Source organism: Bacillus cereus group sp. MYBK14-1 (assembly GCF_051916885.1).
GTDB classification, from domain to species: domain Bacteria; phylum Bacillota; class Bacilli; order Bacillales; family Bacillaceae_G; genus Bacillus_A; species Bacillus_A cereus.
In genome coordinates this window covers 696564-722956 of sequence record NZ_JBQAHM010000001.1, presented here as the reverse complement: position 1 = coordinate 722956, position 26393 = coordinate 696564, and the positions used below count along the sequence as shown (strand labels likewise).

Here is a 26393-nt window from a genome sequence, read left to right as displayed (position 1 = left end):
AAGTATTTGCATAATAATCTATGATTATGTAATTTTTATAATCTCTTATTTGGGGTAGGGGAGTACTCTTTAGCAAATGTAGTTTTTCCAACTGTAATGATAACTAATCTTTTCATGACGCCCTCCATTTGTGTTGTTATAAACTGGAATATTCGGTGTAGATCGAAGTCATCCTGCTAGAGATTACAAAAATTGTTGGAGCGTAGCAGGCTGGAAACTTGACAAAAAAACTTATTTATGCTATAATTTACCAATACGAAAATAAGGTGTATAATAGGGTTCTCCTGGCCAGGGGAACCCTATTTTTGTTGTGAAAATGAAGGAGAGTGTATGTGCGTGAAACAAGGTGAAGCAAGTGTAACGTCGTTAGTATCAGCTTTCAGCAGGGCATATCATAGTGAATTTGATAATCCGAAAATCTTTGATGATTATGTAGCTAAAGAGTTCATTTCACAAAAAGAACGTAACAATATTGAAACGAACATGGTTCAAGGGATTCACTTTTTCAATACAGACATTGCAGAGCAGTTTCAAGACAATCCAAAAGAAATATTAAATTGGATTACGCAAGTTCAGTTATCACCAACACCTTTAGCACGTGCTGCATATTGTGAAAGAGTATTACTACATGAAATTACATTAGGAGCGAAACAATACGTCATACTCGGTGCAGGCTTAGATACGTTCAGTTTTAGACACCGAGAATTAGAAAATAAAATAGAAATATTTGAAGTGGATCATCCTTCTACACAGGCGTTTAAGAAGGAAAGAATAAAAGAAGTAGAACTTGAAGTTCCAAATAACCTTCATTTTGTTTCAATGGATTTTACGAAAGGATTTTCCTATGAACAGTTACGCAATGAAGGATTTGAACATAAAAAGACTTTCTTTAGCCTTTTAGGTGTTACGTACTATTTAACGAAAGAGGAACTTGCTAGTTTATTAGGATGTTTATTCGAGATGGTTCCGGCAGGTAGTTCTATCGTTTTTGATTATCCCGACGAAAATTTGTTTACGGAAAAGGGACTGTCCAATCGAGTTGAAAATATGGTGAAAATGGCTGCGGTAGGCGGAGAACCGATGAAGTCATGTTATTCTTATGCTGAAATGGAAGCACTGTTAGAGAAGGCGGGCTTACTCATTTATGAGCATTTATCACCAGAGGATATAAATACATTATATTTTGCCGGAAGAAATGATTATTTGAAAGCTTTCGAGACGGTACATTATGTGCATGCGGTGAAGAGGTAGATGATTTGTGGGCATGGAGAGGAATCTCTGTGTCTTTTTTCTAATGATATAACCGGATTCAGGACTTTTAACCAACGTGAAAAGTCCTGAGTTAGAAAGTATGGTAGAGTGCTACTGTCAGAAGGAATCTTTTTTTATGTTTTCTATTACTAACGGCGGAGTTGATCTACAGCATCTGCCGCATCCCTTGCCGCATTTGCAGCCTGTTTTGTTGTACGTATTTGCTGTTTCAAAAGAGTATTTTGTTCTTCTAACAAAGTATGCTGCACTGTACTTGTTTCAGTAACTTGCCAGATTGCTAAAGCTTCTTTTAAATCATCTGCTGCTCCGCTTTCTAGCGCTACTATACATGCATCAATTTTTTTGACTGAAAAATACTTAATTGGGATTGGTATACTACTTTGAAATTTTTGATCATATTCTTGAATTTGAGGGTCATATTTAGAAGCAGTAAATTTTCTAAACACGTGTATTATAGATGGCCACGCAGCAACAAATACAATTAAAAAAACCCACATAATAAACATACTACTTGTATCATTATAACTAAATAATCCTCCTGGTAAGATCATCAATAATACGAATGCAATTAATATCCCAGGTATACGGCTAGGACGTTTGTGTATCTTTTTCATGATACTTTCATAAGAAGTTACATAATATCGACCCTCTTTTAATCTTTGAACCCATTCTTCCTTTTGCATATACATGGCACCATCCTTTTTTTGTGAAGTATATTACTACTTAATTATATAACTTAAAGGGGTAAATAAACAGAAAATTCAGTGTAAAATATTTTTTCGCCCTGTAGGAAAATTATTTCATTTAATAAATCTATCTAGTTGTAGAGTATGCTCTAGTTTTTAATCCTTATATACTACATCCATGAATAATATGCGAGATTTATTATATGATGCAGACAACGGGAATATCGATACATTGGGATTTAGTAAACATTCAAAAACCAGGGTATGGAGGTGGTGAAATTTGGTTTGATGATGTACTGATAAGAAAAAATGGACATTTTATTTTACAAGAGTTATTCAGATTAAATGAAGAAAATTTGAAGGGGTAAAGCGCTTTATTGAGAGAGTGTAAAATAGATTAAAATACAACATACCAAACCAAGAGATTTATCGTGTAACTTTACATTCATTTAATATTAATAGGATACTTGAAAAGGTAGCGCTATGGAGTATGTAAAAAAGACAAAATCTCTTAAAAAACACTTAATTTTTTATTCCATTAATCTTTACAATCACCCCCTATAATGTGAATTGGACAAGCACCTAAGAGAAAGCAGAACATGTCAGTTTGTACATTCTATTATTAGGGGGAGAATTTGTATGAAAAAGACAGTTGCTTCGTTAGCAGTTATGGCGGCATTATTACCGACGTTTTCAGTGCATGCGGAAGGGAAAGAGCAAGCCCGAAAATCAGCTACAACTTTTAATGTTATTAGTGATATTCAAGGGGATTTAGGGGATTTTGATCATGTGCTAAAAGATATGAACAAAGTGACGCCACTTTCTAGAGCGCTTATTATGAATGGGGATATAACGCCGACTGGACAACAGTCACAATATGATGATGTAAAGCGTGTGTTAAATAAAAATAAGCATCCAGAAAATGTATGGTCTACTGTTGGGAATCATGAGTTTTATGCTGGTAAATGGACAGCGGATGGGAAACTTTCTCAAAGTACATGGCCAAATGGTGTAACGGAAGAAACACTATTTGGTCGCTACTTACAATTTAGTGGACAAGAAAAGGTATATCATAAAAAAGAATTAGACGGTTATCCGCTTCTATTTTTAGGAACGGAAAAATATATGAAATACCACGATTCAAAAATGTGGGACGAAGTATATATGAGTGATGAGCAATTAGGTTGGTTAAAACAAAATTTAGAAGAGTACAGTCAAAAAGATAAAAATAAGCCAATCTTCATTTTCTCTCATCACGTTTTACCTGATACAGTATCTGGATCAAGGCAATCGCCGTACTTACAAGATTATTTAAACGTCGATAAATTGTACGATATATTAAAAGACTATCCGCAAGTTGTTTTCTTCACGAGTCATACGCATTGGGATTTAAACTTACCTGACTGGGCTGGTAAAAAGAAAATTAAAGGCGGAGATGAAAAAGGTTTCACTGTTGTAAATACGGGCGGGATTGAAACAGGCTGGATGTCAGCAGGACCAAATGGAGGAGAGAAAACTGCTCCAGATGGCTATTCATTTAAACAAGGGTTACAAGTGAAAGCATATGGTAACGATGTAATTGTGACAGCTTACGATTACAAACGTGATAAGGATATAAAGAAGTTATTAATTAGTGATTCAAAAATTGCGCAGATGGCACCAAATGTAACGGCAGATGATAGTAAAAATATAATTGTCGGTGCAACTGAATATATGGAGTACACTATAGAAGGAACGAATGAGTGGCATACGTATAGTAAAGCAAACCCTCCGAAATTTGATGGAGATAAAGTCGTATACGTACGCCATAAAGGTGAAATGAATTTAGAGCCGGGATTAACGCAGTTACTTCGTTTTTCGGTAAATAAGTGATTGGAGGGAGTCTGCATTTGAATGTGTGGGCTCTTTTTTTGTTGATGAGAAAGGGGTTGCCTGTCTGTCGTTTTTTGTCGATAGATCGATATATTAAGAAAATCGTTGATATACTGCAAGTTACGATCGATATATTTGAAAAATCGTTGATATATTGTAAGTAATGAACGATATATTTAAAAAATCGTTGATATAAATTTCATGTACCGTAATTAAGTTAAAATCATTAGTACGGTTTTACTTATCAAAATGAAATTCTAATACATTTTTAACCGAGAAAGATGACTTCACCATTTTTACATGTAATAATAGTAACGTTACATATATTGTGAAAGAAGTACAAAAGGAGCGTTACAATGAATTTAGCTAAATTCCCGAGAAAAAAATATACAGAATCATATACACCAATTGAAAAGTTAAACAATTTTTCTGAAGCACTTGGTGGTCCGACTATTTATTTTAAACGAGATGATTTACTTGGTTTAACAGCCGGTGGCAATAAGACGAGAAAGTTAGAATTTCTAGTTGCAGATGCACAGGAAAAGGGTGCAGATACGTTAATTACAGCTGGTGGTATTCAGTCAAATCATTGCCGCCTGACACTTGCTGCTGCGGTAAAAGAAAAAATGAAATGTATTCTTGTATTAGAGGAAGGGCTTGAGCCAGAAGAGAAGAGAGACTTTAACGGAAACTACTTCTTATATCACTTATTAGGTGCTGAAAACGTCATTGTTGTACCGAACGGAGCAGACCTGATGGAAGAAATGCATAAAGTAGCAAAAGAAGTAAGTGAAAAAGGAAATACACCATATGTAATTCCAGTTGGTGGATCAAACCCTACAGGCGCTATGGGATACGTTGCTTGTGCGCAAGAAATTATGGCGCAATCATTTGAGCAAGGAATTGATTTCAGTTCAGTTGTTTGTGTAAGTGGTAGCGGCGGTATGCATGCTGGTTTAATTACTGGTTTTTCTGGAACACAAAGCCATATTCCTGTAATCGGGATTAATGTAAGTAGAGGAAAAGCTGAGCAAGAAGAGAAAGTAGCAAAACTTGTAGATGAAACTTCAGCACATGTTGGTATTCCAAACTTTATCTCGCGCGACGCTGTTACGTGCTTTGATGAATATGTAGGACCAGGCTATGCGTTACCAACGCCGGAAATGGTAGAGGCAGTTCAGTTACTTGCGAAAACAGAAGGTATTTTACTTGATCCAGTGTATACAGGTAAGGCAGTAGCGGGATTAATCGACTTAATTAGAAAAGGTAATTTTAATAAGGAAGACAATATTTTATTCGTACATTCAGGTGGTTCACCAGCTTTATATGCGAATACTTCTTTATTTGCGTAAGTGTAAAAAGCATTGGGTATCCAATGCTTTTTTGTTATATACTGGAATTATTGAGAGGTAGGAGGATGATATGAATTCAAATTTAAAATGGATTATATATACGGTACTCGGCATTTCTATTCTATTAATCTTATTTGTGGCTTATGGGGTGTATTCTTATTTTACATTTTAAAAGCGTAATGGAAGTGAACCATAATGTAATGTATGTTATAGTTTGATATGTTAATTACTTACAATACTTTCCACAAGGAGAATACATAATGAGAGCAAAGAAACTAGTAACGTTAGCAGTTCCATTTATGCTGTTAGTCGGATGCGAGGTAGGAGATAAAGATTCTACTCATAAGACTGAGCAAACTAGTAAAGCAATAACAATACTTTCCGAACAACAGTATCCGTACTACATATGTGAGCAAGTGGTAGAGTTCCAATTTAAGAAGGATGAACTATTACTAAACTTAGGAGAATCCTTAAAGGATAAAGAAAAAGCAAAAGCTGTTTTAAAAACATCAAACGAGATAGATAAAATTTTAGATAATATGGAACACATAAAAGTACCTGATACATACAAAGACATTCACAAATCCATACAAGAAGGGGTAACAGAGGCAAGAAAAGCAACGAAGTTAATTAAGGATGCTGGTAAAGAAGATAAACAGAAGATTCAAGAAGCTGCAATGAAAGGTACTGAATTTTTATCAGGTGTAGACGGAGAGCATTGGAAAAAAGCAGTTTATGAGTTATCACAGGAAAACAAAGATGCTTATAGTAAGGCACTTGATAAGAAAGTAAAGGAGTACTCAAAGTAAAACAGTAACTTGTAACAATACATATCCACCTAAAATTTCCGCGAATGCTATGCTAGGAAGTTAAGTGGGAGATTACTGTCCTTAAATGTGGCTGATTAAAGCTACAGCCACATTCTCCTGTTCTAATTAACTAAAAGAAGAACTTCCCCATCCCGATTAAACTACTGATCATTCCTATTCCACTCATGGTGCCTTTTCCTGCTGTAAGTAAGTTTCCAAGCAGTCCTAGCTGACCGTTACCTCCGTTATTTCCCCATCCTATTGGGGCCCACGGACCACCCCATCCTGGAGGGTTTCCAAAAACACCCGAGTTATTGGTATTGAAATGAAAAGGCTTGGCTGGCGGCGATAGTAAAGCTGCAAGATGACCTTGTGCGAACATCCCTGTATGATTGAATGGTTGCGCCCAGGGGAAGGGAGGTTTTTGAAAATTAAAACCTGCATGACCTGGTAATGGAGTCCAATTAGCAGGGTGACCTTGTGGTATTATCCCTGCATAATTAATTGGCTGCTGCCCCAAAGAGAAGGGAGGAGGTTGGGGATTGAACCCCGTATAATTGGCTGATGAATCCCAACTAACTGGATAGACTCGGTAACTCCAATTCTCAGGAAGCTTCAAATCATTCATTACCTCAGATTTAGTTATTTCGGGCTGTAAATATAATGAAATTTGGTTATTATATTGTTCCCCGTTTCCCTGTGACTTCAAATACCAATATTGGTGCATACGCTAATTCCCCTCACTTTAAAAATGTAATGTTAGACTTAGCCTATGTAATATTCCTTTTTTGGGATGGTTACATAACTAGATCTACAAGCCTGTATTTAAAGGAATGGGTGCGTGGTCTTGTTGATTTTTCTCACTGCCTGTAAAATTCCCATTGATTTAAAGTTTCAATTTATTTTAGAAGGGTATTTTCAGTTGCTTCTTTTTGTATTTCAGCCTAATTTAAATTCCGTTAACAAACGTTTTTATAAAGGTTTCATCAACAAAAAGATTTTAAAATGGTATGTTGAGCAAGTGGAATTGCTAAAAAGAGAATATCCATTCGAAGAGTTTGGCAAAATACTGCAAGGGTAATGTTTTCTTGTGCAAATATGTAAACGATTTAAACGAATCAATGAAATTTATAATGAAGGGGCAATTAAATATATGAGTGAAACATTACATAAAAGAAAACCACCATATGTAATGCTTGTAATCCTTTTTATTGGGGCATTTGTTTCATTTCTAAATAACTCCCTTTTAAATGTAGCCTTGCCATCAATAATGAAAGATTTAAACATTCAAGATTATTCAACGATCCAGTGGCTTTCTACAGGGTATATGCTTGTAAGTGGTATATTAATTCCGGCCTCAGCATTTTTAATAACGCGTTTTTCAAATAGGAGCCTATTTATTACATCTATGGTGATTTTTATTCTTGGTACTGCCTTAGCGGCTGTAGCACCGAATTTTGGTTTATTACTTACTGGTCGGATGGTTCAAGCGGCAGGCTCTTCAGTTATGGGACCTTTGTTAATGAATATTATGCTAGTAAGCTTTCCGAGAGAAAAAAGGGGAACAGCAATGGGGATTTTTGGACTAGTTATGATTACAGCTCCAGCAATTGGGCCGACACTATCAGGTTATATTGTAGAGTATTATGACTGGCGTTTGCTGTTTGAAATGATTTTACCGTTAGCAATCATTAGCTTACTGTTAGGGATTTGGAAATCTGAGAATGTCATGAAACAAAACAAAAATGCAAAACTTGATTATCTCTCATTACTATTATCTTCTGTCGGTTTTGGCGGTTTGTTATATGGATTCAGTTCTGCAAGCTCCGATGGTTGGACAAATAAATTTGTCTTAACAACCTTAATCATAGGCGCTATTGCCCTAATTGCTTTCATTATTCGTCAATTAAAAATGGATGAGCCGTTATTGGATTTACGTGTTTACAAGTACCCAATGTTTGCACTTGCGTCTGTAATTGCAATTGTTAACGCGGTGGCCATGTTTTCGGGTATGATTTTAACACCAGCTTATGTACAAAACGTCCGTGGTATTTCGCCGCTGAGCTCTGGGCTGATGATGCTTCCAGGTGCGGTTATAATGGGGATTATGTCACCAATTACAGGTAAACTATTTGATAAATATGGTCCTCGGATTCTTGGCATAGTGGGGCTTTCCATTACAGCTGTTTCAACTTATATGTTGGCAAGTCTGCAAATTGACTCTAGTCACACACATATTATTCTTATCTACACACTGCGGATGTTTGGGATGGCGATGGTTATGATGCCACTTATGACAAATGGTCTTAATCAATTGCCAACTCGCTTAAATCCGCACGGTACAGCTGTTAATAATACGGCTCAACAAGTGTCCGGTTCGATTGGTACTGCTATTCTTGTTACGATTATGAACTCTGTAACAAAAACAAAAGCTGAAAGTTTAATGTCTCATATAGATCCAACAACCTTCACAGAAACTACGAAGGCAATAGTAACTCAGAAGGCTTTATTATCCGGAATTCAATATTCATTCTATGTAGCGCTTGGCATGAATGTTGTTGCACTACTATTAGTTTTTTTCGTTAAACGTGTAGATACAAGTGCGGAAGCCGTCGAGAAGTTAAATCGGTAGAGAAGAATAAAACGTTAGATAATGATTCCTACAAGTTGTTTGCTGATTAGATAAACTATAAAGAAATACAAATTTTTGCTACTAAGGCGCCGGTATTTAAAATGGGAAAAGAACTGAAAGAAGCAGTGACATAATTATATAGTGGAAGAGGACCTGATGTTCATATCAGGTCCTCTTTCATTAGTAACACGGTATATTGCTTATTGTATTGGTTTAACTAAACCACTGATTTTTCAAATACTACAATCTTAAGCTCGTCAACTTCTCTATTTTGGGGTGTTTTAGAAGAAAATGAATCAAAATAATCATTTTTATGAACAAATACAAGAGATGAGATCCGTTTGCAATTTCTCATAAACATTACAAGTTTAGATTATCTTTTAATACCAACATTAAAAGGCTCCAACTATATTTATTCGCTTCATTTTAATTTAGTATTTTTCTACAAGTTATAAATCTAATTGCCAAGCTTATACGCAATATCATAATCATGAATAGTTAGGGAAAAGATAAAATAAGGTAATCAATTACATATCTTTATTTCATGCTTTTTTGAAAGGGTGTTTTTAATGGAAAAAAAAGTATCTGCCATTCCTCAGCCGAAAACATATGGACCGCTGGGTAATCTCCCATTAATCGATAAAGATAAACCGACCCTATCCTTTATCAAGATAGCGGAAGAGTATGGTCCCATTTTTCAAATTCAAACTTTAAGTGATACCATCATTGTCGTTTCTGGACATGAATTGGTAGCAGAAGTTTGTGACGAAACACGGTTCGATAAAAGTATAGAGGGTGCTTTAGCAAAAGTTCGTGCCTTTGCTGGGGACGGATTATTTACTAGCGAGACTCACGAGCCTAACTGGAAAAAAGCTCATAATATTTTGATGCCTACATTTAGCCAACGGGCAATGAAAGATTACCATGCCATGATGGTCGATATTGCTGTACAACTCGTTCAAAAATGGGCACGGCTTAATCCGAATGAAAACGTAGATGTTCCGGAGGATATGACTCGTCTTACGTTAGATACAATTGGTCTATGTGGTTTTAATTACCGATTCAATAGCTTTTATCGTGAGACCCCTCATCCTTTTATTACTAGCATGATCCGTGCTCTAGATGAAGCGATGCACCAATTACAGAGGCTGGATATAGAAGATAAACTCATGTGGAGAACGAAACGTCAATTTCAGCATGATATTCAATCTATGTTTTCTTTAGTAGATAATATTATTGCTGAACGTAAAAGTAGTGGAGATCAGGAAGAAAATGATTTACTTTCCCGTATGTTAAATGTGCCAGATCCGGAAACTGGTGAAAAATTAGATGATGAAAATATTCGTTTCCAAATTATTACCTTTTTAATAGCTGGACATGAGACAACAAGTGGATTGTTATCTTTTGCAATTTATTTTTTATTAAAGAATCCGGATAAGTTGAAAAAAGCCTATGAAGAAGTAGACCGTGTTTTGACAGATCCTACTCCAACATACGAACAAGTTATGAAACTGAAGTATATACGGATGATTTTAAATGAATCGCTACGTCTATGGCCTACCGCTCCAGCATTCAGTCTCTATGCAAAAGAAGATACAGTGATTGGCGGGAAATACCCAATTAAGAAAGGAAAAGATCGTATTTCTGTTCTTATTCCACAGCTACATAGGGATAAAGATGCATGGGGAGACAATGTGGAAGAATTCCAACCTGAACGATTTGAAGAGCATGATAAGGTTCCTCATCATGCTTATAAGCCATTTGGAAATGGCCAGAGAGCATGTATCGGTATGCAATTTGCACTTCATGAAGCCACTCTTGTAATGGGAATGCTTCTTCAACATTTTGAATTAATCGATTATCAAAACTATCAGCTGGACGTAAAACAAACATTAACGCTAAAGCCCGGTGATTTTAAGATTAGGATTCTACCCCGAAAACAAACTATTAGTCATCCTACTGTTCTTACAACTACAGAGGACAAGCTTAAAAACGATGAAATTAAGCAGCACGTTCAGAAGCCACCTTCTATTATTGGGGCCGATAATCTTTCACTTCTTGTTCTGTACGGCTCGGATACAGGTGTAGCAGAAGGTATTGCAAGAGAATTAGCAGATACAGCTAGTTTAGAAGGGGTTCAAACGGAAGTGGTAGCTCTTAACGATCGAATTGGAAGTTTGCCAAAAGAAGGAGCGGTACTTATTGTGACTTCTTCTTATAATGGAAAACCGCCAAGTAATGCAGGGCAGTTTGTGCAATGGTTGGAGGAACTAAAACCAGATGAGCTAAAAGGTGTTCAATACGCAGTTTTTGGTTGTGGAGATCATAATTGGGCTAGTACCTATCAACGGATTCCAAGATACATTGATGAGCAGATGGCTCAAAAAGGAGCAACAAGATTTTCTAAACGCGGAGAAGCAGATGCAAGTGGTGATTTCGAGGAACAGCTTGAGCAATGGAAACAAAACATGTGGTCTGATGCGATGAAGGCATTTGGATTGGAGCTCAACAAAAATATGGAAAAAGAGCGCAGTACTTTGAGTCTACAATTTGTTAGTCGTCTTGGAGGATCTCCTCTTGCACGAACATATGAAGCAGTTTATGCATCTATACTAGAAAATCGTGAACTCCAATCATCCAGCAGTGATAGAAGTACACGACATATCGAGGTATCTTTGCCAGAAGGCGCTACATATAAAGAAGGAGACCACCTTGGAGTGTTGCCAGTTAATAGCGAGAAAAATATCAACCGAATTTTAAAACGTTTTGGATTAAATGGGAAGGATCAAGTTATACTGAGTGCAAGTGGACGAAGTATAAATCACATACCTTTAGACAGTCCTGTTAGTTTATTGGACCTTCTTAGTTATAGTGTTGAAGTTCAAGAAGCTGCCACTCGAGCACAAATACGAGAAATGGTAACATTCACAGCATGTCCTCCTCATAAAAAAGAATTGGAAGCATTATTAGAAGAAGGAGTTTACCATGAACAAATATTAAAGAAACGGATTTCAATGTTGGACCTTCTTGAAAAGTATGAGGCTTGTGAAATCCGATTTGAACGCTTTTTAGAACTTCTTCCTGCACTCAAACCGCGTTACTATTCTATTTCAAGCTCTCCACTCGTTGCACAGAATCGTCTGAGCATTACGGTCGGTGTTGTTAATGCGCCTGCATGGAGTGGGGAAGGGACATATGAAGGAGTCGCTTCTAATTACTTAGCTCAGCGTCATAATAAAGATGAGATTATCTGTTTCATTCGAACGCCACAATCAAACTTTGAATTACCTAAAGATCCAGAAACACCAATTATTATGGTTGGGCCAGGTACTGGAATTGCACCATTCCGTGGATTCTTGCAAGCGCGTCGTGTTCAAAAGCAAAAAGGTATGAACTTAGGACAAGCGCATCTATATTTTGGTTGTCGTCATCCTGAAAAAGATTATCTCTATCGTACAGAATTAGAAAATGATGAAAGAGATGGATTAATCTCTTTACACACAGCTTTTTCTCGTCTAGAGGGACATCCAAAAACATATGTACAGCATTTAATAAAACAAGATAGAATCAATTTAATTTCGTTATTAGATAATGGAGCTCATCTTTATATATGTGGTGATGGAAGTAAAATGGCTCCGGATGTAGAAGATACCCTTTGTCAAGCATATCAAGAAATTCATGAAGTCAGTGAACAAGAAGCAAGAAATTGGTTGGATCGTGTGCAAGATGAAGGGCGATATGGAAAAGATGTTTGGGCTGGTATATGAATGTTTCTTAATTAGTTACGTATTAACTAATGAATTTCTTTCGAATAAATTTCACTTTATTAGTATAGTGTATTTAGATGAATAGTGATTAACCGGACTATTTAGTATCTACTAAATAAAAAACAGGACCTGATATTTATCTATCAGGTCCTGTTTCACATAGACATTATACATGGATATTTTCCACACATTATCAATGTTTGTAATGTAGTTAGTCTTGTGGGTCAGCAATAAAATCAGATATTATTTTTTCGATATCGAAAGGAGTAATCCCTTTATCCAAAGAAAAAATGCTTTCTGCTTCTTCGATTTCTTGAACGAGTTCACCTCTAGCTTCAATATGTAATCGGAACAAGTCATATAAATTCGGTTTAACTAAATTAGTTAAAGCCTTTCCAACTAGTATCATACCTTTTTGATTAGCCTCGATGGTATTATCATAAGTTAGATCTCTTGTAAGAGACAAATCTGTCCAAATCAATTTTCGTTCCTTTAAGTCTAAAATAACTGGAATAGAGATTTGGGTGTCGGCAGTAATATCCACTTTATCTTGAACAGTAGAAGGTTCAAATATTTCACCTGAACCAGGATATTGACGAACCATCCAACCAGTAAAGCATTCTGGTAAATCTTTATATGGTTGGTCTGTGTAAGAAAGCAAAGTCATAACTACATAGCGTCCACCATATTTCAGCACAGACGGAATATCGAAATCAATGAATTCAGATGCTCCCTTTGGTGCAGAAGTAATATCTCCGCTATGGTAGGCTTTGAAATTTTTTGAACGTAAGTTCGTGAAGGATACATGTTCTTTGTATTGCCAATCTTCGTCGTACATTGCAGCAGACAAATCAATGTCAACACGTCCTGTATGTTGTCCATTCACATAGCCTTCTTTCCACCATAGGAAAAAACGAATCGTATCTCCTTCTGGCAAATCTACTTTACTTCCTCGAGATAATGTGCGAAGCGCTTTGCTGGCTGAACGTTGAGAGAAGGGAACTAAGTGATTTTTTAACTGTTCATCCAAAAATACTTTTCCGAGACTTGGAAGTTCTGCGAAGCGATTTTTTAAAGTATCTTCACACATTTTTACAATCATTAAACAAATATCCTCTGAGATAAATGGAAGTGTATTTTCAATACCTATAGCTTTTGCTACATTTCCCTTTGGAAAAAAGGTGCGAAATTCATTTTTATCATTTCGATGCTTAAAATGAGCCGTGAGTTGAAGTAATACAGGAGTAGAAACGTCTCCTATTATACTTAGAAACTCTTCGAGAATATTGAAAACATCTGTTGATGTATCACTACATAAACGGATTAAATGATCCAAGCGTCTGGCAAATTCCCCCGGGCGAGTTTTTAAAAGATTTTTCGCTGTCATGATATCACGATTCAACAAAGCTGCTTCTATTTTTCCATTAAATGTTTCAACTTTAATGTTGTTGCGAAGAATCTCAAATGCTCGGTGGGTTTTTGGGAAACGAGTATGATATTCTGCTGGATGAAGAATTTCACCTAAACGAATCCAACGTTTTTTGTATCGAAGCATATCTTCGGTAATGTTTCCGCATTGCTCTAACAATCCTAAAAGGAAGCGTCTTTCTGCTCGGTTAAACTTCTTGAATCGAACGGAGGATGCTAAACTCACATCGCCTTCAGATAAAGCAACTGCAAGGCGAAGAACATCAGTTGCTGTTTTAAAATACTTTGCAGCAGCATCGGCTGATATTTTTCTGTTTATTAATAAAACCCCAATTATAAAAGACATATTTTCCTTATGAGGAATTACATTAGGTAGAAAACAGGAAACATCTTCAGTGTGTGTAATAGCCCATTCTACATCTGTCTTATCAGTTGAGGAAATAGAGCTGTTTGCACGAATCAATTGAGAAATCATTTGATTGAAATCTTCTTCACTTCCTAAGTCAATAACTTTCAAATCAACGCTATCTAAAAGAGGAAGTCGTTCTTCTACTTTTGATACAGGTAGGCGCAACGTCACATAATGAATAACGGCATTGATGTATAAATCAGCGTCACTTAAATCCATCATTTGTTGCGGAAAGTTTGGATACATAGGAGTAAACTGAATATGTGCACCAACCATTTCTTTTAAATGTTTTACCAACTCTTTGTAAAACGATGTGAATGCACCAACCGAAAGTGTTTGCAACTCTTCTATTAAAGGCTCAGAAAAAGTAAATCCTAAACTTTCCAAGTTTTTTAAAGCAGTGGCTAAATACATGTTCGGTAGTTTATTTTCTTCTCTTTTTATAATTACTTTCAAACTTCTTCTTATATAAATAGAATTTTTCATGAGAACGCCGATTATTCACTCCTTATAAAAGAGGGGGAATAGTCCGACTGTCCTCCTTTCAGTGGTAGATTTTTATTTTTACATGCATAAACACACTAATTGTAGAGAAATGCACTGAGGGTATAAAGCTATTTTTTAGTGAAAAATTAGGGGTATAACATTTAGTTGTTAAGTGGTAATTTGTTAATTAAGAAAAGAAAACCTCTACATCAATGGTTGATAAACTAAAGTTTATTCAATCCCAAAGAAGAAAGAGGTTTTATAGTCTAATTATTTTCATAGGAAATTGACAACTCTAAAACAATTTGAAAATTCTACAAAGAAGGAAGAATTGTCATAGCCTATGTGTTTAGCAGGAAAGTAACATCCCTATTTCGCCAAAGAAGTTAGAAGGAAGGAACGTCATAGCCTGCTTTATTAGTATATTCTCTTGCGGAGAGCAATTCAAGTATACTGCCTGATTTTTTATATTTTTCTTAAAGGGGAATTTTCATGTTTATCAATTAAATATGTTGAAGTATCCAAATATGAATACAAACTGTTATTCATGAGAATTTAGTTCGTTTGCAGCGTTTTGGGAGGAACTTATTCTGTTAGATTGATAGATATAAGGAAGCAACACTTTTGAATGATTTATTACTTGTAAGTGACTGTTCAATGCATCGTACTATTAAAAAATCTAAATTAAATCATTAAATTGCGATAAAATGTGGTCGGAAATAATGAAATTTTAGGAAAAATAAGGTACACTAGTCTATGATTTTAGTTGAAAATCGTTTGACGTTAATGCATACGGGGGAAAGATTGATGAACAACAATACAACAAATGAATCAGTTGAAGAAATTGATCAAAAACGAGTAAGATCAAACAAACGTTATACAAATTGGAAGTTTATCGCAGCGGGTATTGGTGTAATTGCACTTCTTATTGGGGGAATGAGTTATTATCAGGCAACTCACTTCAATTCGAATGTTACAATTAATGACACAAAAGTTGGTGGTCTGAGCGCTGATCAGGCAATACAGAAATTAAAGACATCTGGACTAGCAAACAAAGTCTATGTTGATCAACAACAAATTTTAGATGAAAAAGATACAAAAACGGAACTTACGGAAAAAGATTTGCCTCAAGTTAAGAAACTATTAAAAAGTCAGTGGACATTTTTCCCTTCCTCAAAGGGAGAAAATTATTCATTGCTACCAGAGAAGGCAGATCAGTATCGTAGTGAAACGATGAAAAAACTTGTAGAAGAAAAGCTCATCTCTATGAATGAGAAATTAAAAGCGCCTCAAGATGCTATGGCGAAGCTAGAACAAGGGAAAATTGTTATTTCGAAAAGTGTTGAAGGAAAACAGTATGACGTTACTAGTCTACTGAAAGATTACGATAAGCAAAAATATAAAAGCGAAATTCATCTGAAGTCTGCATACATAAAACCTATTAAAGAAGACGATCCGATTGTCAAAAAAGAGGAGAAAGCACTACAGAATCTTCTTGGGCAGTCTGTTGAGTATAAAGTGCAGAATGAAGTTTATCCTTTAAAAGCGAAAGATTTAATTCAAAATGCCTCTATGTCAAAGGATATGAAAGTTACAATTGACGCGAGTGACATTAAGAAGAAAATTACTGAAATTAATAATGCCAAATCAACATTAAATAAGGATTTCTCATTTAAAACGCATTCTGGTTCAGTCATATCAGTAAAAGGGCAAGGCTACGGCTGGGCACTAGATGTTGAAAAAGAAACTAAACAAGTTCAACAAGCCTTTGAGAAAGGCGAAAAATCGCTTTCTGCTTCTAATATTCACGGAAATGGTTGGGAGAAGGAAGGTATCGGTTATAAAACAACATCGAATAATGGCATCGGAGACACGTATGCGGAAGTTTCAATTGCAGAGCAACAAATTTGGATTTACAAAGATGGAAAATTAGTTGTTACAACAAATGTAGTAACTGGTAAACATAGTACTGGTGAAGATACATCACCAGGTGTGTGGTACGTCCTATATAAACGAACACCATATACGCTAAGAGGTAACGCAGTAGGAAAAGCTGATTATGCAGTTAAAGTAGATTACTGGGTTCCATTCACAAATAGCGGTCAAGGATTCCACGATGCCGGCTGGCGAAAAGACTGGGGAAATAATGCTTATTTAACAGGAGGATCAGGTGGGTGTGTGAACCTTCTTCCTAATGTTGCAAAAACTGTCTATGATAGTTTGAACACGTATGATCCAGTTATCGTGTACTAAAAAATAGCTACGTATCAAGAAATAAACAAAACAGGAAATCTTACCTGATGGTATATGAAAAAACACCTCTTGCATTCGCATACTAAGTGTGCAAATGTAATGGAGGTGTTTTTGTTTGAATACAAAAGTGTATTGTTAATAAGAAACAAAGTAGAAAGAGATTAAGAATAAGTATTCAAATAATCAATAAAATTGACAATGAATATCATTTTCACTTAATATAGAATCGTCGCATTTAATTAGACATGAATTTTTTGTTAATATAATAGATTTCTATTAAGTTGTCATATTTACGAACTATCATTAAATATTTTAAGAATTTAAACGTAGGAAAGGGTAATATAAAATGAACTGGAAAAAAGGCGGGTTATGGGTTATTATTTTTTTCGTTGTAAAAGGCACGATTTCTACACTTTTAATCGTTACAGGTGCTAAATATTTTGATTTATCATTTATGCAACTTATCTTATTAATTCTGACCTTATTAGTGATTTCTCTAATAAGTCGTAAATTGCTCTATAGACATAAACAAAACAAAAAGCAAAAAGAGCTAAATATATAATGAAGCCCCAGAGACCATTGGATTTCTGGGGTTTTATTTTGATAGTTTTTTCGCATGTATATTAATTTAACAGAATAGGTTGTCCAAAATGATAAAATCGATGATGTTTAAAATGCTTCAGTTATTTTTACATAAGGATTGTAGAGAGCCTTTGAATCAATCTTTATTCTGAAGCGACAGACACGTATAAATTATGCTCTTTTTTCAATTGGTAGTTTAAATGTAAAAGTACTGCCTTCTCCTAATTTACTTTCAACCGTAATTTCTCCTCCATGTAGTTCGACAATCCATTTTACCATCGACAATCCTAAACCTGTGTTTCCGATGTTTGAAGATGTTCGTGCTGCGTCAACTCGATAGAAGCGGTCCCATATTTTAGTAATATGTTGCTCGCTGATGCCGATGCCATTATCGGAGACTTTACCTATTATGTTGGTTTCATCACGGAATAGTTGCATATGCACAGTTCCGCTCGCTTTACTATAAGCAATCGCATTCGTTAGTAAATTCATTAATAAACGCATCATCAATGTTTGATCTGCTTTAATAAATAGGTCTTCCTCTATATTAGTTGTTATTTCAACCGAAGCTTCTTGAAGCATTAATGAAAGCTCTTCTACAACGATTTCCGTTAATTCACTCATATTGATACATTCAAATTGGAAAGTATTATGGTTTCCTTGGTCAGCTCGTGCTAATAATAAGAGTTGTGAGATTAGAGCGGACATTTTACGTGATTGTTTTAAAATTACTTCTAACGATTCTTCCATTTCTTTCGGATTATTTCTCTGCGATAAAGCGTATTCGCATTGCGAAATAATAACAGATGTTGGTGTTCTTAATTCATGAGATGCGTCAGATGTAAATTGTTTTTCACTTTCGAATGATGTCTCCAATCGCTCAAACATTTTGTCAAAGGTTTGTGCTAAATGATACATTTCGTCTTTCGGTGAACCTTGTAAATTAATTCTCTTCGAAAGGTCTTTACCATCACCAATTTTACTAGCTGAATCACTCATTTGTTGCACAGGTCGAAACGCTCTTTGCGTAATAAAATATCCTCCGACTGCCGCAATGAGAATAAGTAATGGGAATGAGATGATTGTTACCACAATAAGCGTATTCATCGTTGAGGATAATTGGTTCATAGTCATTATTCCACGAACCCAGACTTGCTGATCACCGCCTGTATTATGGAGAAAATCATATACTATCCATTCTTTATTACCGTCTTTAATAGTTTGTATTTCATCAGATTTAAGCGATATCTGTTTATTAAAGCTTGTTGGACTATTTCCTGCTAGCAGCTCACCTTGTTTACTATAAATACTAATATTTACTCCATCTTCTAAGGCTTCAAAATCATCGTCCATCTTTAATTGTCCATGCTTATATTCGATATCTTCCATGCTTTCTTTTACTGTGTTCTTCAATTGATCTTTCATATTAAAAAGCAAAACTTTATCTGAAGAAGTTAAAATAAAAGCTAACACGAGTGCCATAATAATTACAATTAGCCCCGTATACCACAGAGTTACTCTCATTTTTATTGATAGTCTTTTCATGATTCTACTCGCAATACGTAACCAGTTCCTCGTACTGTATGAATTAACTTCGTTTTAAACTGGCTATCAATTTTTTTGCGAAGATAGCGGACGTAAACATCAATAATATTCGAGCCACCTTCATAATCGTAATTCCACACATGTTGCTCAATTTTATCTCGTGTCAACACAACTTCTTTATTACGAATCATATATTCTAAAATAGCAAATTCTTTACTGGAAAGAGTGATAACTTGGTCTCCTCTTGTTACTTTATGCATATTGCAATCTACCACTAGATCAGCGATTTCAAATACATTAGATGTATTTCCTGTTTTTCTTCGCATTAACACTCGAATTCTTGCTAACAGTTCATCAAAAGCAAACGGCTTTACTAAATAATCATCTGCACCTAAGTCGAGTCCTGTTACACGATCATCAATTGTATCTTTAGCTGTAAGAAGCAAGACAGGAGTTGCATTATTGTCCGCGCGTAATCTTTGTAATACTTGTAAACCATCTATTCCTGGAATCATAATGTCAAGTACAATCAAATCGTAGGTAGCCATGTTTATATAATCCAGGGCATCTTCTCCATTCCCACATGCATCGACACTATAATGTTCTGCATTTAATCGTTTCACCAATATATTTTGTAAGTCTTGTTCATCTTCGACGATAAGAACTCGCATTAACATTCTCCTTTTCTTCTTATTAGTATGTATCACTATAATTCAAAAACATTAAAGAAAGATTAGAAACTAGTTAATTATATCATTTTATCCCACATTAACGGGCAGTAAGACTACTCCCTCAAAATTCGGTGAATGCGAGGTAGGTAGGGATTAACTGCCTGTAAAAGCCTTCACTTTATTTTTTGTACATTAATCTTCCTTTAATGTTTGTTGAGTAATATAAAGGCAAGGATAAGGTGCACATGTAAAGGGAGGAAAACAGAATGGGAAAATGGATGCTGATTGGAGCAATGTCTTGTGTATTGTTAACAGCTTGTTCTACTCAAGCTGATAACAATACACAAGTACAACAACTGAAAGTGGAAAATGATAAATTACAAAAAGAAGTTGCTCAATTACAACAAGAACCAAGTAAAATAGGGCCTGCTACGAATGATACGAAGCAAATACAAGATTTCAAAAACGAAGTCACATCTATTGTAGAAAAGGCAAATAACACGAAACCAGTTGGAGCAAAAGAAGAAAACTTAAATACGTACTTAGCAGTAAAAAAAGAAATTGACCAACTGGATGACAAGATAGATCTATCTGATAATCAGCTAGAAGCAGATTATCACGCTGGAACGATAACTGTTGAACAATATCAAACGCAAGAAAGAGAACACGATATACTGGAAGATCAATTAGAACAAGCAGAAAATGCACTTGAAGCAAGATTTGGAATAGAGGATTAATCATTAAGGAGTGGATGGAAATGTTAAAACATAAAAAGAAAATAATGATAAGTGTAATTGCTATTTTAGTAAGTGGTATTGCTATTATTAGTGGATATTATGGCATGGGTTACAATTATGCAAAAAAGAATGAAAACTACACAGAGAAACAAGTTCGTGAAATTTCTTTAGCTCATACAAATGGAGAAATTATTAATGTGAAAAAAGAATTCGAATTAGAAGATGACAACTTAGCACAATCAAAATTTGAATATGAAGTGGAAATCAAGACACCTGATAATCTGTTAAATATTTTAAAAGTTAGTGCTAGAACAGGTACAATAGAACTCAATAATGAAGATTAAATAAATATCGCGTATTTGAAAAAACTCCGAACAAAATTTGTTTGGAGTTTTTTCATGTTTATACTTTACTATTTTAAAATGTGGAAAATCTTCATACTTCTACAATCTATATAAATGGCTCAAGCTTCACATCTTATGAATTCCTTGAAGCGCTAAACCTAAGCAAAATAATGAACTATCCTATAGAAGAAAGTTGAGGGAGCTAATCGCATATGTTTTATTGAAAGGATGTGATTGAATTATGGAACGGCCAAATTGGGGAATTGGAGGATTAGTATTCGTTGGCTGTATGTTTCTTGGTGGAGGAGTGGGATCTATGTTAGGTAATGCCCAAACTGGATGGCTAATAGGAATGGGCATTGGATTTCTTGGGATGGCTTTAACGAGACTGTTCAGAAAATAATGTAACTGAGATTCTTCTTCTGGTAAATAAGGAAATATGTAAGTAATTCATGGCATAAGAGTTCTATAAATTATAGTTAGAATCTTCTCTTTTCTAAATTTCTCCATACATAGATATGATTCTCAAATCGGAGAATGGCACCTTAAGGTGTCTTTTTTATGCTCTTTAAAAATGTCTTAACATATATAGCCGAGTTAATTTAAATAATCAAGAATAATTGAGCTAATAGCTCTCGGTAGATTGCCATCATTTTTTTAATAGATTAGATTCATTACCGTTTCAGACCTATGTATTCATTCATAACCTAACAGTAAAAGGGGGGATGATTAAAGGTATGGCGTTTAATGATGAATTAATTTGTCAACAGTTTGCAAGAATCATAGGTGGACAAGAAGGATTCGCCGGTGGGAAATGCGTGGCAACAATAAACAGGGATGAAATACGAGCAACAATCTTGGGGAAACGTTTTAGAGTAACCACTTCTTTTTCATTCGAATCACGAGACAATAAAACTGGACGGGCATTATGCCTAGGCCGAGTAGCACTCTTACAAAAAGAAGTCACTGAATTTGTGGCGACAATTATTAAACAAGGAATAATCGTTTCGTCTATACACAATGAGTGGTTATGTGATGATCCAAATTTGATTTACGTTAATATCGAAGACGTTGATGATCCACTAAATTTTGCAAGAAAAGTGAGAAGAGCGTTATGCACGTAATCAATTTCTTTAGTTAAACGAGTGATTATATTAAATTGAAAAGTTCAGCGTGTTGGATGGTTTTATAAAACGAAAGAAGGTGTTTCATATTTGGAATGCCTTTTCTTTATGTTTTCGTTACTAATGTGGGTGGTTAACTGATTATATGCTGTTTATCTTGTAACAGCAAGAACTGGACGAGGTATCTTTAAAGGTGTTTGACTATTTATCGATACCATATTTTATCAAATGTTATTAGAATATCATAAAACGATAAGGGAGAAATCGTCAGAGAGATACGTCAAATTAGTCATTCCTTCTATAATCTAAGGAGGCGATTTTGTTTTTGCAAAATAATAGGTAAATCATTTGACAATTAAAATAATCTACTTTAATATATGTGCCATAGCATATATGTGGTGAAACAAATACATTCATTGTGAATGATTGACTGGTATGCTGTATCCTTTTATATCTTAATTTATAGAGGTGATATATGAACTTACATGATTTAATAGGCTATCTTGTTCATCGTACTGATGTGAAAATGACCAATTATTTTACGAAGAAATTAAAGCCTTATGGAGTTACGCCAGAGCAGTGGGGGATCATTAGTGTTCTTTGTAGCCAAAGGAGCACTACTCAAAAAGAGTTGGCGGAAGCTATTGATAAAGATCAAACTACTGTTGTTAGAATGATACAGTCAATGGAGAGAAAAGGGATTGTAAAGAAGGCTTTGAATGACCAAGATAGGCGTTCACATAACCTTTTTTTAACTGAAAAAGGTGACGAATTAAAGAAAACAATCTTGCCTGTAGTGAAAGACGCTCACCATTTTGTTACGAGTAATTTGAGCGAGGAAGAAATTAAAGTATTACAATCGTTATTAAACAAATTGTATGATACACACTATTAATATTTGTTCCTTATTGATGCTATGCTATTCATAAGGAACAAACTTTGTTTTAGATATTATATGTGCTATAGCATGTAATTTTGTTTGGACGAATGGGAAGATAACTTTATTTTGTATCATATCTGATTCAGGTTCATTTTTTTGCTTAGTGCCAGTCAAATTTTCAAATTATATATGCTATAGCATATATAATTTTTGGCCCTTTAATATTGAGAAGGGTAATGTAAATGGAAGTGACTTCCATACGGGGAATCTCAGGAAATAGGGTAAAGGTAGTGACTACTACCTGAACAATACTGAGTTTTTATCAAATAATAAGAAAGGTGTGATTACTATTTTAATTTTCATCAATATTGTAAAAGTAGTGTTGTTTCTGTTCTTTTTAATGACAGGAACGAAAATTATATCGGGGAAAATGGCAGATGAATTCAAACGATTTGGTTTACCTTCGTTTTTTAATTTCTTAACTGGAGCTTTTGAGATTGTAGGAGCGATTGGAATGTTGATAGGAATTTGGATTCCAACAGTAGCTTTATGGGCAGGATTGTTATTAGGCGGTACGATGCTTGCAGCCGCATTAACTCTAATTGTATTAGCGAGAGATCCTTTTAAGAAAGCAATACCTGCGCTTGTTTTGTTTGTCCTTAGTTTAGGGGTAAGTTTGTATCATATTTTTTAAACATAACTGAAAACTATTAAACTTTCACTTTATGCGTTCAAGTTACTATCGTTTTGTGATTATGTTACAAATAGGGGGATTCTCCAATTAGTGTTTGAATAATAATAGCAATACGAATTTAGACATTACGATCATTCGGATCATAATCAGTAAAAGAATGGCAAGAATTTTATATTAAAAATAGGAGTGAGTGAAAATGGCATATTTATTACAAGTTGATTTTCCGTTTGAAGGTCCTTTTGGTGAAGAAATGGAAAAAGGATTTTGGGATTTAGCAAATAGTATTAACGAAGAAGAAGGATTCCACTGGAAAATATGGACTGAGAATGAAGAAACAAAAGAAGCTGGAGGCATTTATGTATTTGAAGAAAAACAAGATGCTGAAAAATACGCGGAAATGCACAAGAACAGACTTGAAACAGCTGGTGTTAAAGATATTAGAGTAAGAATTTTTAACATCAATGAAAAGTTAACTAAGTTGAATCGTGGTTTTATTAAATAATTCCGACAGTCGGAGCAAGCGTAAAAAGGAGGGGGATAATCCCCTCTTTTTTAATTCTTAAATTGATGGTGAGGGGGCTCGTATAAAAAATAAACCTAGTGCTATCATGAGACATTTTTTATTTGAACGATCTACAAGACTTCTTGACCAAATATTAGTAAACAATGTTGATAAAGCCCTAATAATATATAAACCAGAGACAGTAATTGCTGATTCTGTTATGTTAAGAACGATTAGGTTTAGAGCAATAATGTAGATTTTCGTTTTACTTTTATCTCAGCAAGTATAACACCGCTTAGAATAAGTAATGCTCCAATATACCCTTTGAGTGACAATACTTCGTTCATGAACAGGTATGCAAATAGTGCAGAAAATACAGGTTCTAATGAAAAAATGAGTCCTGTATGTGTCGGTGTTGTGTATTTCTGTGCCATCGCCTGAATGATGTAGGCAAAAGCACTGCAGAATATACTTAATACCAGTACAGCGATCCAACTTTCTTTAGTGGATGGAAGTTGCGGCTCTTCGAAAATCAGGGCAGAGAGTACGCCAAACCCTCCTGCAAATCCCAACTGAAGAATTCCAAGCTGCAATGTATTGGCCACTTTAGCCGCCCTTCCGGTGACAATAATATGAAAAGCATAAAAGAGAGCAGCGAGTATACAGAGTAAATCTCCAGAATTAAGTGTTAATTGATTATTCAAAGTCAGTAAACCAATTCCAGTCATTGCAACAAGGGAACTAATGATTAGTCTGTAGCTCAGTCGATCCTTAAACAGAACGATAGATAATAAAGGGATAAAGATTACGGTCAAACTGGCTAGAAAACCAGCATTTGAAGCTGATGTCGTTTTTAAACCTAAGATGACTGAAGCAGATACAAAGAAAAGTAAAAATCCTAGAATAAAGCCGTATTTTAAGGTGACAAAATGAATTGAATGAAATTGTTTAAAAAAAACAGCAGCACAAACCAAAAAAGCAATACCAAAGCGTAATGCAACAAGAGAAAATGAAGGGACAGTTTCCAATCCGATTTTCATAAAAAGGTAGGAAGTACCCCAGGTCATTGTAACAAGTAAGATCATAAGATTAGCCTTTATTGGTTTCATTTTTAGTTCTCCTTTAAAATTTTTATGTACTTAGTTTAATTGTGATTCAAGTATTAGTAAAACGAATATATGTAATGTTATACTTGAACAAAATTCATACATGAGAAAGTAGGAGAATCGATGAGTCTGACTAAGTTAGAAATCTTTCTGAAGACGGTTGAAATGGGGAACTTATCAAGAGCGGCCGAAGCACTGAATGTGACTCAGTCAGGTGTCAGCCATGCGATTAGAAGTCTTGAATTGGAGTATGGTTTTCAACTGTTATCCCGGAATAAAACGGGCGTTCGATTAACAGAAAATGGTGAGCGTGTTTTAACGCATGTTCGTGAAGTAGTAAATCATAATGAGCGATTGAAGCAAACTGTTGCAGAGATTAATGGGATAGTGGCAGGAACCTTGCGCATCGGAACCTTTACAAGCGTTTCTATTCACTGGTTGCCTGCAATCATTCATCGATTTCACTTGGAATACCCTCGAATTGAAATCAAATTAATGGAAGGTGATTATGGAATGATTGAAACGTGGATTCAACAAGGGGTGATTGACTTAGGTTTTATGTCACTACCGTCGTCGGGCCATCTAGAATCTATTCCACTAAGAAAAGATCGAATGCTATGTGTCCTTCCTAAAAATCACTCATTAAGTAAACAATCTATAATTCAGTACGATCAGCTCAAGAAAGAGCCTTTTATTATGCCTGCTTCTTCATGTGGTTACGATGTTAGGAAAGTATTAGAAGCTGCTAGGGTTCATCTCGATATCCAATTTGAAACCGGTGATGATCATGCGATTGTCGCGATGGTGGAGAACGGGCTTGGAATCAGTGTCATGTCTGAACTCGCATTACAAGGACAATGCGAAAATGTTACGGTTGTGGAATTGGAAGACAAACCCAAACGATCGCTTGGGTTGTCACTTACTTCAATTAAACACGCATTACCAGCGACAAAACGTTTTATCGAACATACCCAAAAATGGCTGGATGGCGATTGAATATATAGGCAAGTAAAAGAAAATTAACATTTTATGATATTTAGTCCATATAGTGGTACCTTTTCAAAAGAAGAAATAAACGGGGAAAGAAAAAGAGCAACTCACAGAAGATATTCACAAAAGCTCTCCAATTATAAGTATGTAGTTAGTGTATTCATCTTATAACGTATAAAAAGACACTATAGAAAGTGCCTTTTTATACGTTGACATACTATGAAAGAAAATGTAGCGATTAATAATAATTTG

At 35.1% G+C, this 26393-nt stretch carries 23 protein-coding genes and 2 pseudogenes; 18 read left to right on the top strand and 7 right to left on the bottom strand.

Translation table 11 applies throughout. The features are described from left to right. The first annotated feature begins 330 nt into the window (after positions 1 to 330). Positions 331 to 1251, top strand: coding sequence for a class I SAM-dependent methyltransferase (locus ACTFR3_RS03660; protein WP_119683670.1), 921 nt, complete (start codon positions 331 to 333; stop codon positions 1249 to 1251). Between the two features lie 149 nt (positions 1252 to 1400). Here the strand turns inward: ACTFR3_RS03660 and ACTFR3_RS03655 are convergent, their stop codons facing one another. Further along, positions 1401 to 1961 carry a hypothetical protein gene (locus tag ACTFR3_RS03655; RefSeq protein WP_049108434.1) on the bottom strand — a complete coding sequence of 187 codons (561 nt, stop codon included), beginning with the start codon at positions 1959 to 1961 and terminating at the stop codon, positions 1401 to 1403. Between the two features lie 137 nt (positions 1962 to 2098). On the opposite strand from ACTFR3_RS03655, the pseudogene ACTFR3_RS03650 reads away from it, so the two are divergent. From ACTFR3_RS03650 to ACTFR3_RS03635, 4 genes and pseudogenes are all read left to right on the top strand, one after another. Beyond that, positions 2099 to 2326, top strand: a pseudogene (locus ACTFR3_RS03650) (aminopeptidase); the annotation flags it as partial. A 271-nt stretch (positions 2327 to 2597) separates the two neighbouring features. Continuing rightward, entirely contained in the window at positions 2598 to 3830 is a 1233-nt protein-coding gene (locus ACTFR3_RS03645) for a DUF4073 domain-containing protein (RefSeq protein ID WP_135277231.1), read from the top strand. 356 nt (positions 3831 to 4186) lie between these two features. Beyond that, positions 4187 to 5182: a D-cysteine desulfhydrase gene (locus tag ACTFR3_RS03640; protein ID WP_044307402.1), complete on the top strand. Its 996-nt coding sequence runs from the start codon at positions 4187 to 4189 to the stop codon at positions 5180 to 5182. 260 nt (positions 5183 to 5442) lie between these two features. Next, complete coding sequence (locus ACTFR3_RS03635; protein WP_001201796.1) at positions 5443 to 5991, top strand: hypothetical protein; 549 nt, start codon at positions 5443 to 5445, stop codon at positions 5989 to 5991. A gap of 130 nt (positions 5992 to 6121) precedes the next feature. Here ACTFR3_RS03635 and ACTFR3_RS03630 read toward each other — a convergent pair whose 3' ends face one another. Further along, entirely contained in the window at positions 6122 to 6718 is a 597-nt protein-coding gene (locus tag ACTFR3_RS03630; RefSeq protein WP_440041508.1) for a hypothetical protein, read from the bottom strand. Between the two features lie 114 nt (positions 6719 to 6832). On the opposite strand from ACTFR3_RS03630, the gene ACTFR3_RS03625 reads away from it, so the two are divergent. The 3 genes from ACTFR3_RS03625 to cypD all read left to right on the top strand — a co-directional run bounded on the left by ACTFR3_RS03625 (position 6833) and on the right by cypD (position 12390). After that, the gene (locus tag ACTFR3_RS03625) at positions 6833 to 7072 is read left to right on the top strand and encodes a hypothetical protein (protein WP_000243463.1); all 240 of its coding nucleotides are present in this window, start codon (positions 6833 to 6835) and stop codon (positions 7070 to 7072) included. 72 nt (positions 7073 to 7144) lie between these two features. Further along, positions 7145 to 8623: a DHA2 family efflux MFS transporter permease subunit gene (locus ACTFR3_RS03620; protein WP_135277235.1), complete on the top strand. Its 1479-nt coding sequence runs from the start codon at positions 7145 to 7147 to the stop codon at positions 8621 to 8623. 569 nt (positions 8624 to 9192) lie between these two features. Beyond that, positions 9193 to 12390, top strand: coding sequence for a bifunctional P-450/NADPH--P450 reductase (cypD, locus tag ACTFR3_RS03615; RefSeq protein WP_440044169.1), 3198 nt, complete (start codon positions 9193 to 9195; stop codon positions 12388 to 12390). Between the two features lie 211 nt (positions 12391 to 12601). On the opposite strand, the gene ACTFR3_RS03610 is transcribed toward cypD, so the two are convergent. Then, positions 12602 to 14713 carry a TerD family protein gene (locus ACTFR3_RS03610; protein WP_135277239.1) on the bottom strand — a complete coding sequence of 704 codons (2112 nt, stop codon included), beginning with the start codon at positions 14711 to 14713 and terminating at the stop codon, positions 12602 to 12604. An 807-nt stretch (positions 14714 to 15520) separates the two neighbouring features. Between ACTFR3_RS03610 and ACTFR3_RS03605 the strand changes: the two genes are divergently transcribed. Both ACTFR3_RS03605 and ACTFR3_RS03600 read left to right on the top strand, forming a co-directional pair. Further along, positions 15521 to 16966 carry a L,D-transpeptidase family protein gene (locus tag ACTFR3_RS03605; protein ID WP_440044168.1) on the top strand — a complete coding sequence of 482 codons (1446 nt, stop codon included), beginning with the start codon at positions 15521 to 15523 and terminating at the stop codon, positions 16964 to 16966. Between the two features lie 346 nt (positions 16967 to 17312). After that, positions 17313 to 17528, top strand: a complete 216-nt coding sequence (locus ACTFR3_RS03600; protein ID WP_001104104.1) for a hypothetical protein — start codon at positions 17313 to 17315, stop codon at positions 17526 to 17528. 191 nt (positions 17529 to 17719) lie between these two features. Here ACTFR3_RS03600 and ACTFR3_RS03595 read toward each other — a convergent pair whose 3' ends face one another. Both ACTFR3_RS03595 and ACTFR3_RS03590 read right to left on the bottom strand, forming a co-directional pair. Then, positions 17720 to 19093 (bottom strand): sensor histidine kinase, encoded by a 1374-nt coding sequence (locus ACTFR3_RS03595; RefSeq protein ID WP_440044167.1) that lies wholly within the window; start codon positions 19091 to 19093, stop codon positions 17720 to 17722. Then, positions 19090 to 19764 carry a response regulator transcription factor gene (locus ACTFR3_RS03590; RefSeq protein ID WP_440044166.1) on the bottom strand — a complete coding sequence of 225 codons (675 nt, stop codon included), beginning with the start codon at positions 19762 to 19764 and terminating at the stop codon, positions 19090 to 19092. Before ACTFR3_RS03590 ends, ACTFR3_RS03595 begins: the two co-directional genes overlap by 4 nt. 266 nt (positions 19765 to 20030) lie before the next feature. On the opposite strand from ACTFR3_RS03590, the gene ACTFR3_RS03585 reads away from it, so the two are divergent. From ACTFR3_RS03585 to ACTFR3_RS03555, 7 genes are all read left to right on the top strand, one after another. Continuing rightward, the gene (locus ACTFR3_RS03585; RefSeq protein ID WP_119683658.1) at positions 20031 to 20501 is read left to right on the top strand and encodes a hypothetical protein; all 471 of its coding nucleotides are present in this window, start codon (positions 20031 to 20033) and stop codon (positions 20499 to 20501) included. A 20-nt stretch (positions 20502 to 20521) separates the two neighbouring features. Next, positions 20522 to 20845, top strand: coding sequence for a PepSY domain-containing protein (locus ACTFR3_RS03580; protein ID WP_440041510.1), 324 nt, complete (start codon positions 20522 to 20524; stop codon positions 20843 to 20845). Between the two features lie 241 nt (positions 20846 to 21086). Continuing rightward, positions 21087 to 21248 (top strand): hypothetical protein, encoded by a 162-nt coding sequence (locus ACTFR3_RS03575; RefSeq protein ID WP_000441009.1) that lies wholly within the window; start codon positions 21087 to 21089, stop codon positions 21246 to 21248. Positions 21249 to 21570: 322 nt separating this feature from the next. After that, entirely contained in the window at positions 21571 to 21969 is a 399-nt protein-coding gene (locus ACTFR3_RS03570) for a DUF1259 domain-containing protein (protein WP_000589730.1), read from the top strand. Between the two features lie 475 nt (positions 21970 to 22444). Beyond that, positions 22445 to 22864 carry a MarR family winged helix-turn-helix transcriptional regulator gene (locus tag ACTFR3_RS03565; protein WP_001048563.1) on the top strand — a complete coding sequence of 140 codons (420 nt, stop codon included), beginning with the start codon at positions 22445 to 22447 and terminating at the stop codon, positions 22862 to 22864. A 328-nt stretch (positions 22865 to 23192) separates the two neighbouring features. Continuing rightward, positions 23193 to 23543: a DoxX family protein gene (locus ACTFR3_RS03560; RefSeq protein WP_098772156.1), complete on the top strand. Its 351-nt coding sequence runs from the start codon at positions 23193 to 23195 to the stop codon at positions 23541 to 23543. Between the two features lie 196 nt (positions 23544 to 23739). Then, positions 23740 to 24045 carry a monooxygenase gene (locus tag ACTFR3_RS03555; RefSeq protein WP_098772155.1) on the top strand — a complete coding sequence of 102 codons (306 nt, stop codon included), beginning with the start codon at positions 23740 to 23742 and terminating at the stop codon, positions 24043 to 24045. Positions 24046 to 24132: 87 nt separating this feature from the next. On the opposite strand, the pseudogene ACTFR3_RS03550 reads toward ACTFR3_RS03555, so the two are convergent. After that, a pseudogene (locus ACTFR3_RS03550) lies at positions 24133 to 24303 on the bottom strand (MFS transporter); the annotation flags it as partial. Further along, positions 24285 to 25154, bottom strand: a complete 870-nt coding sequence (locus tag ACTFR3_RS03545; protein WP_098276699.1) for a DMT family transporter — start codon at positions 25152 to 25154, stop codon at positions 24285 to 24287. The gene ACTFR3_RS03545 and the pseudogene ACTFR3_RS03550, both read right to left, overlap by 19 nt. A 120-nt stretch (positions 25155 to 25274) precedes the next feature. Here ACTFR3_RS03545 and ACTFR3_RS03540 point away from each other — a divergent pair, with 120 nt between their 5' ends. Then, on the top strand, positions 25275 to 26147 hold the full coding sequence (locus ACTFR3_RS03540; RefSeq protein WP_265939562.1) for a LysR family transcriptional regulator: 873 nt from the start codon (positions 25275 to 25277) through the stop codon (positions 26145 to 26147). The last annotated feature ends 246 nt before the right edge of the window (positions 26148 to 26393 follow it).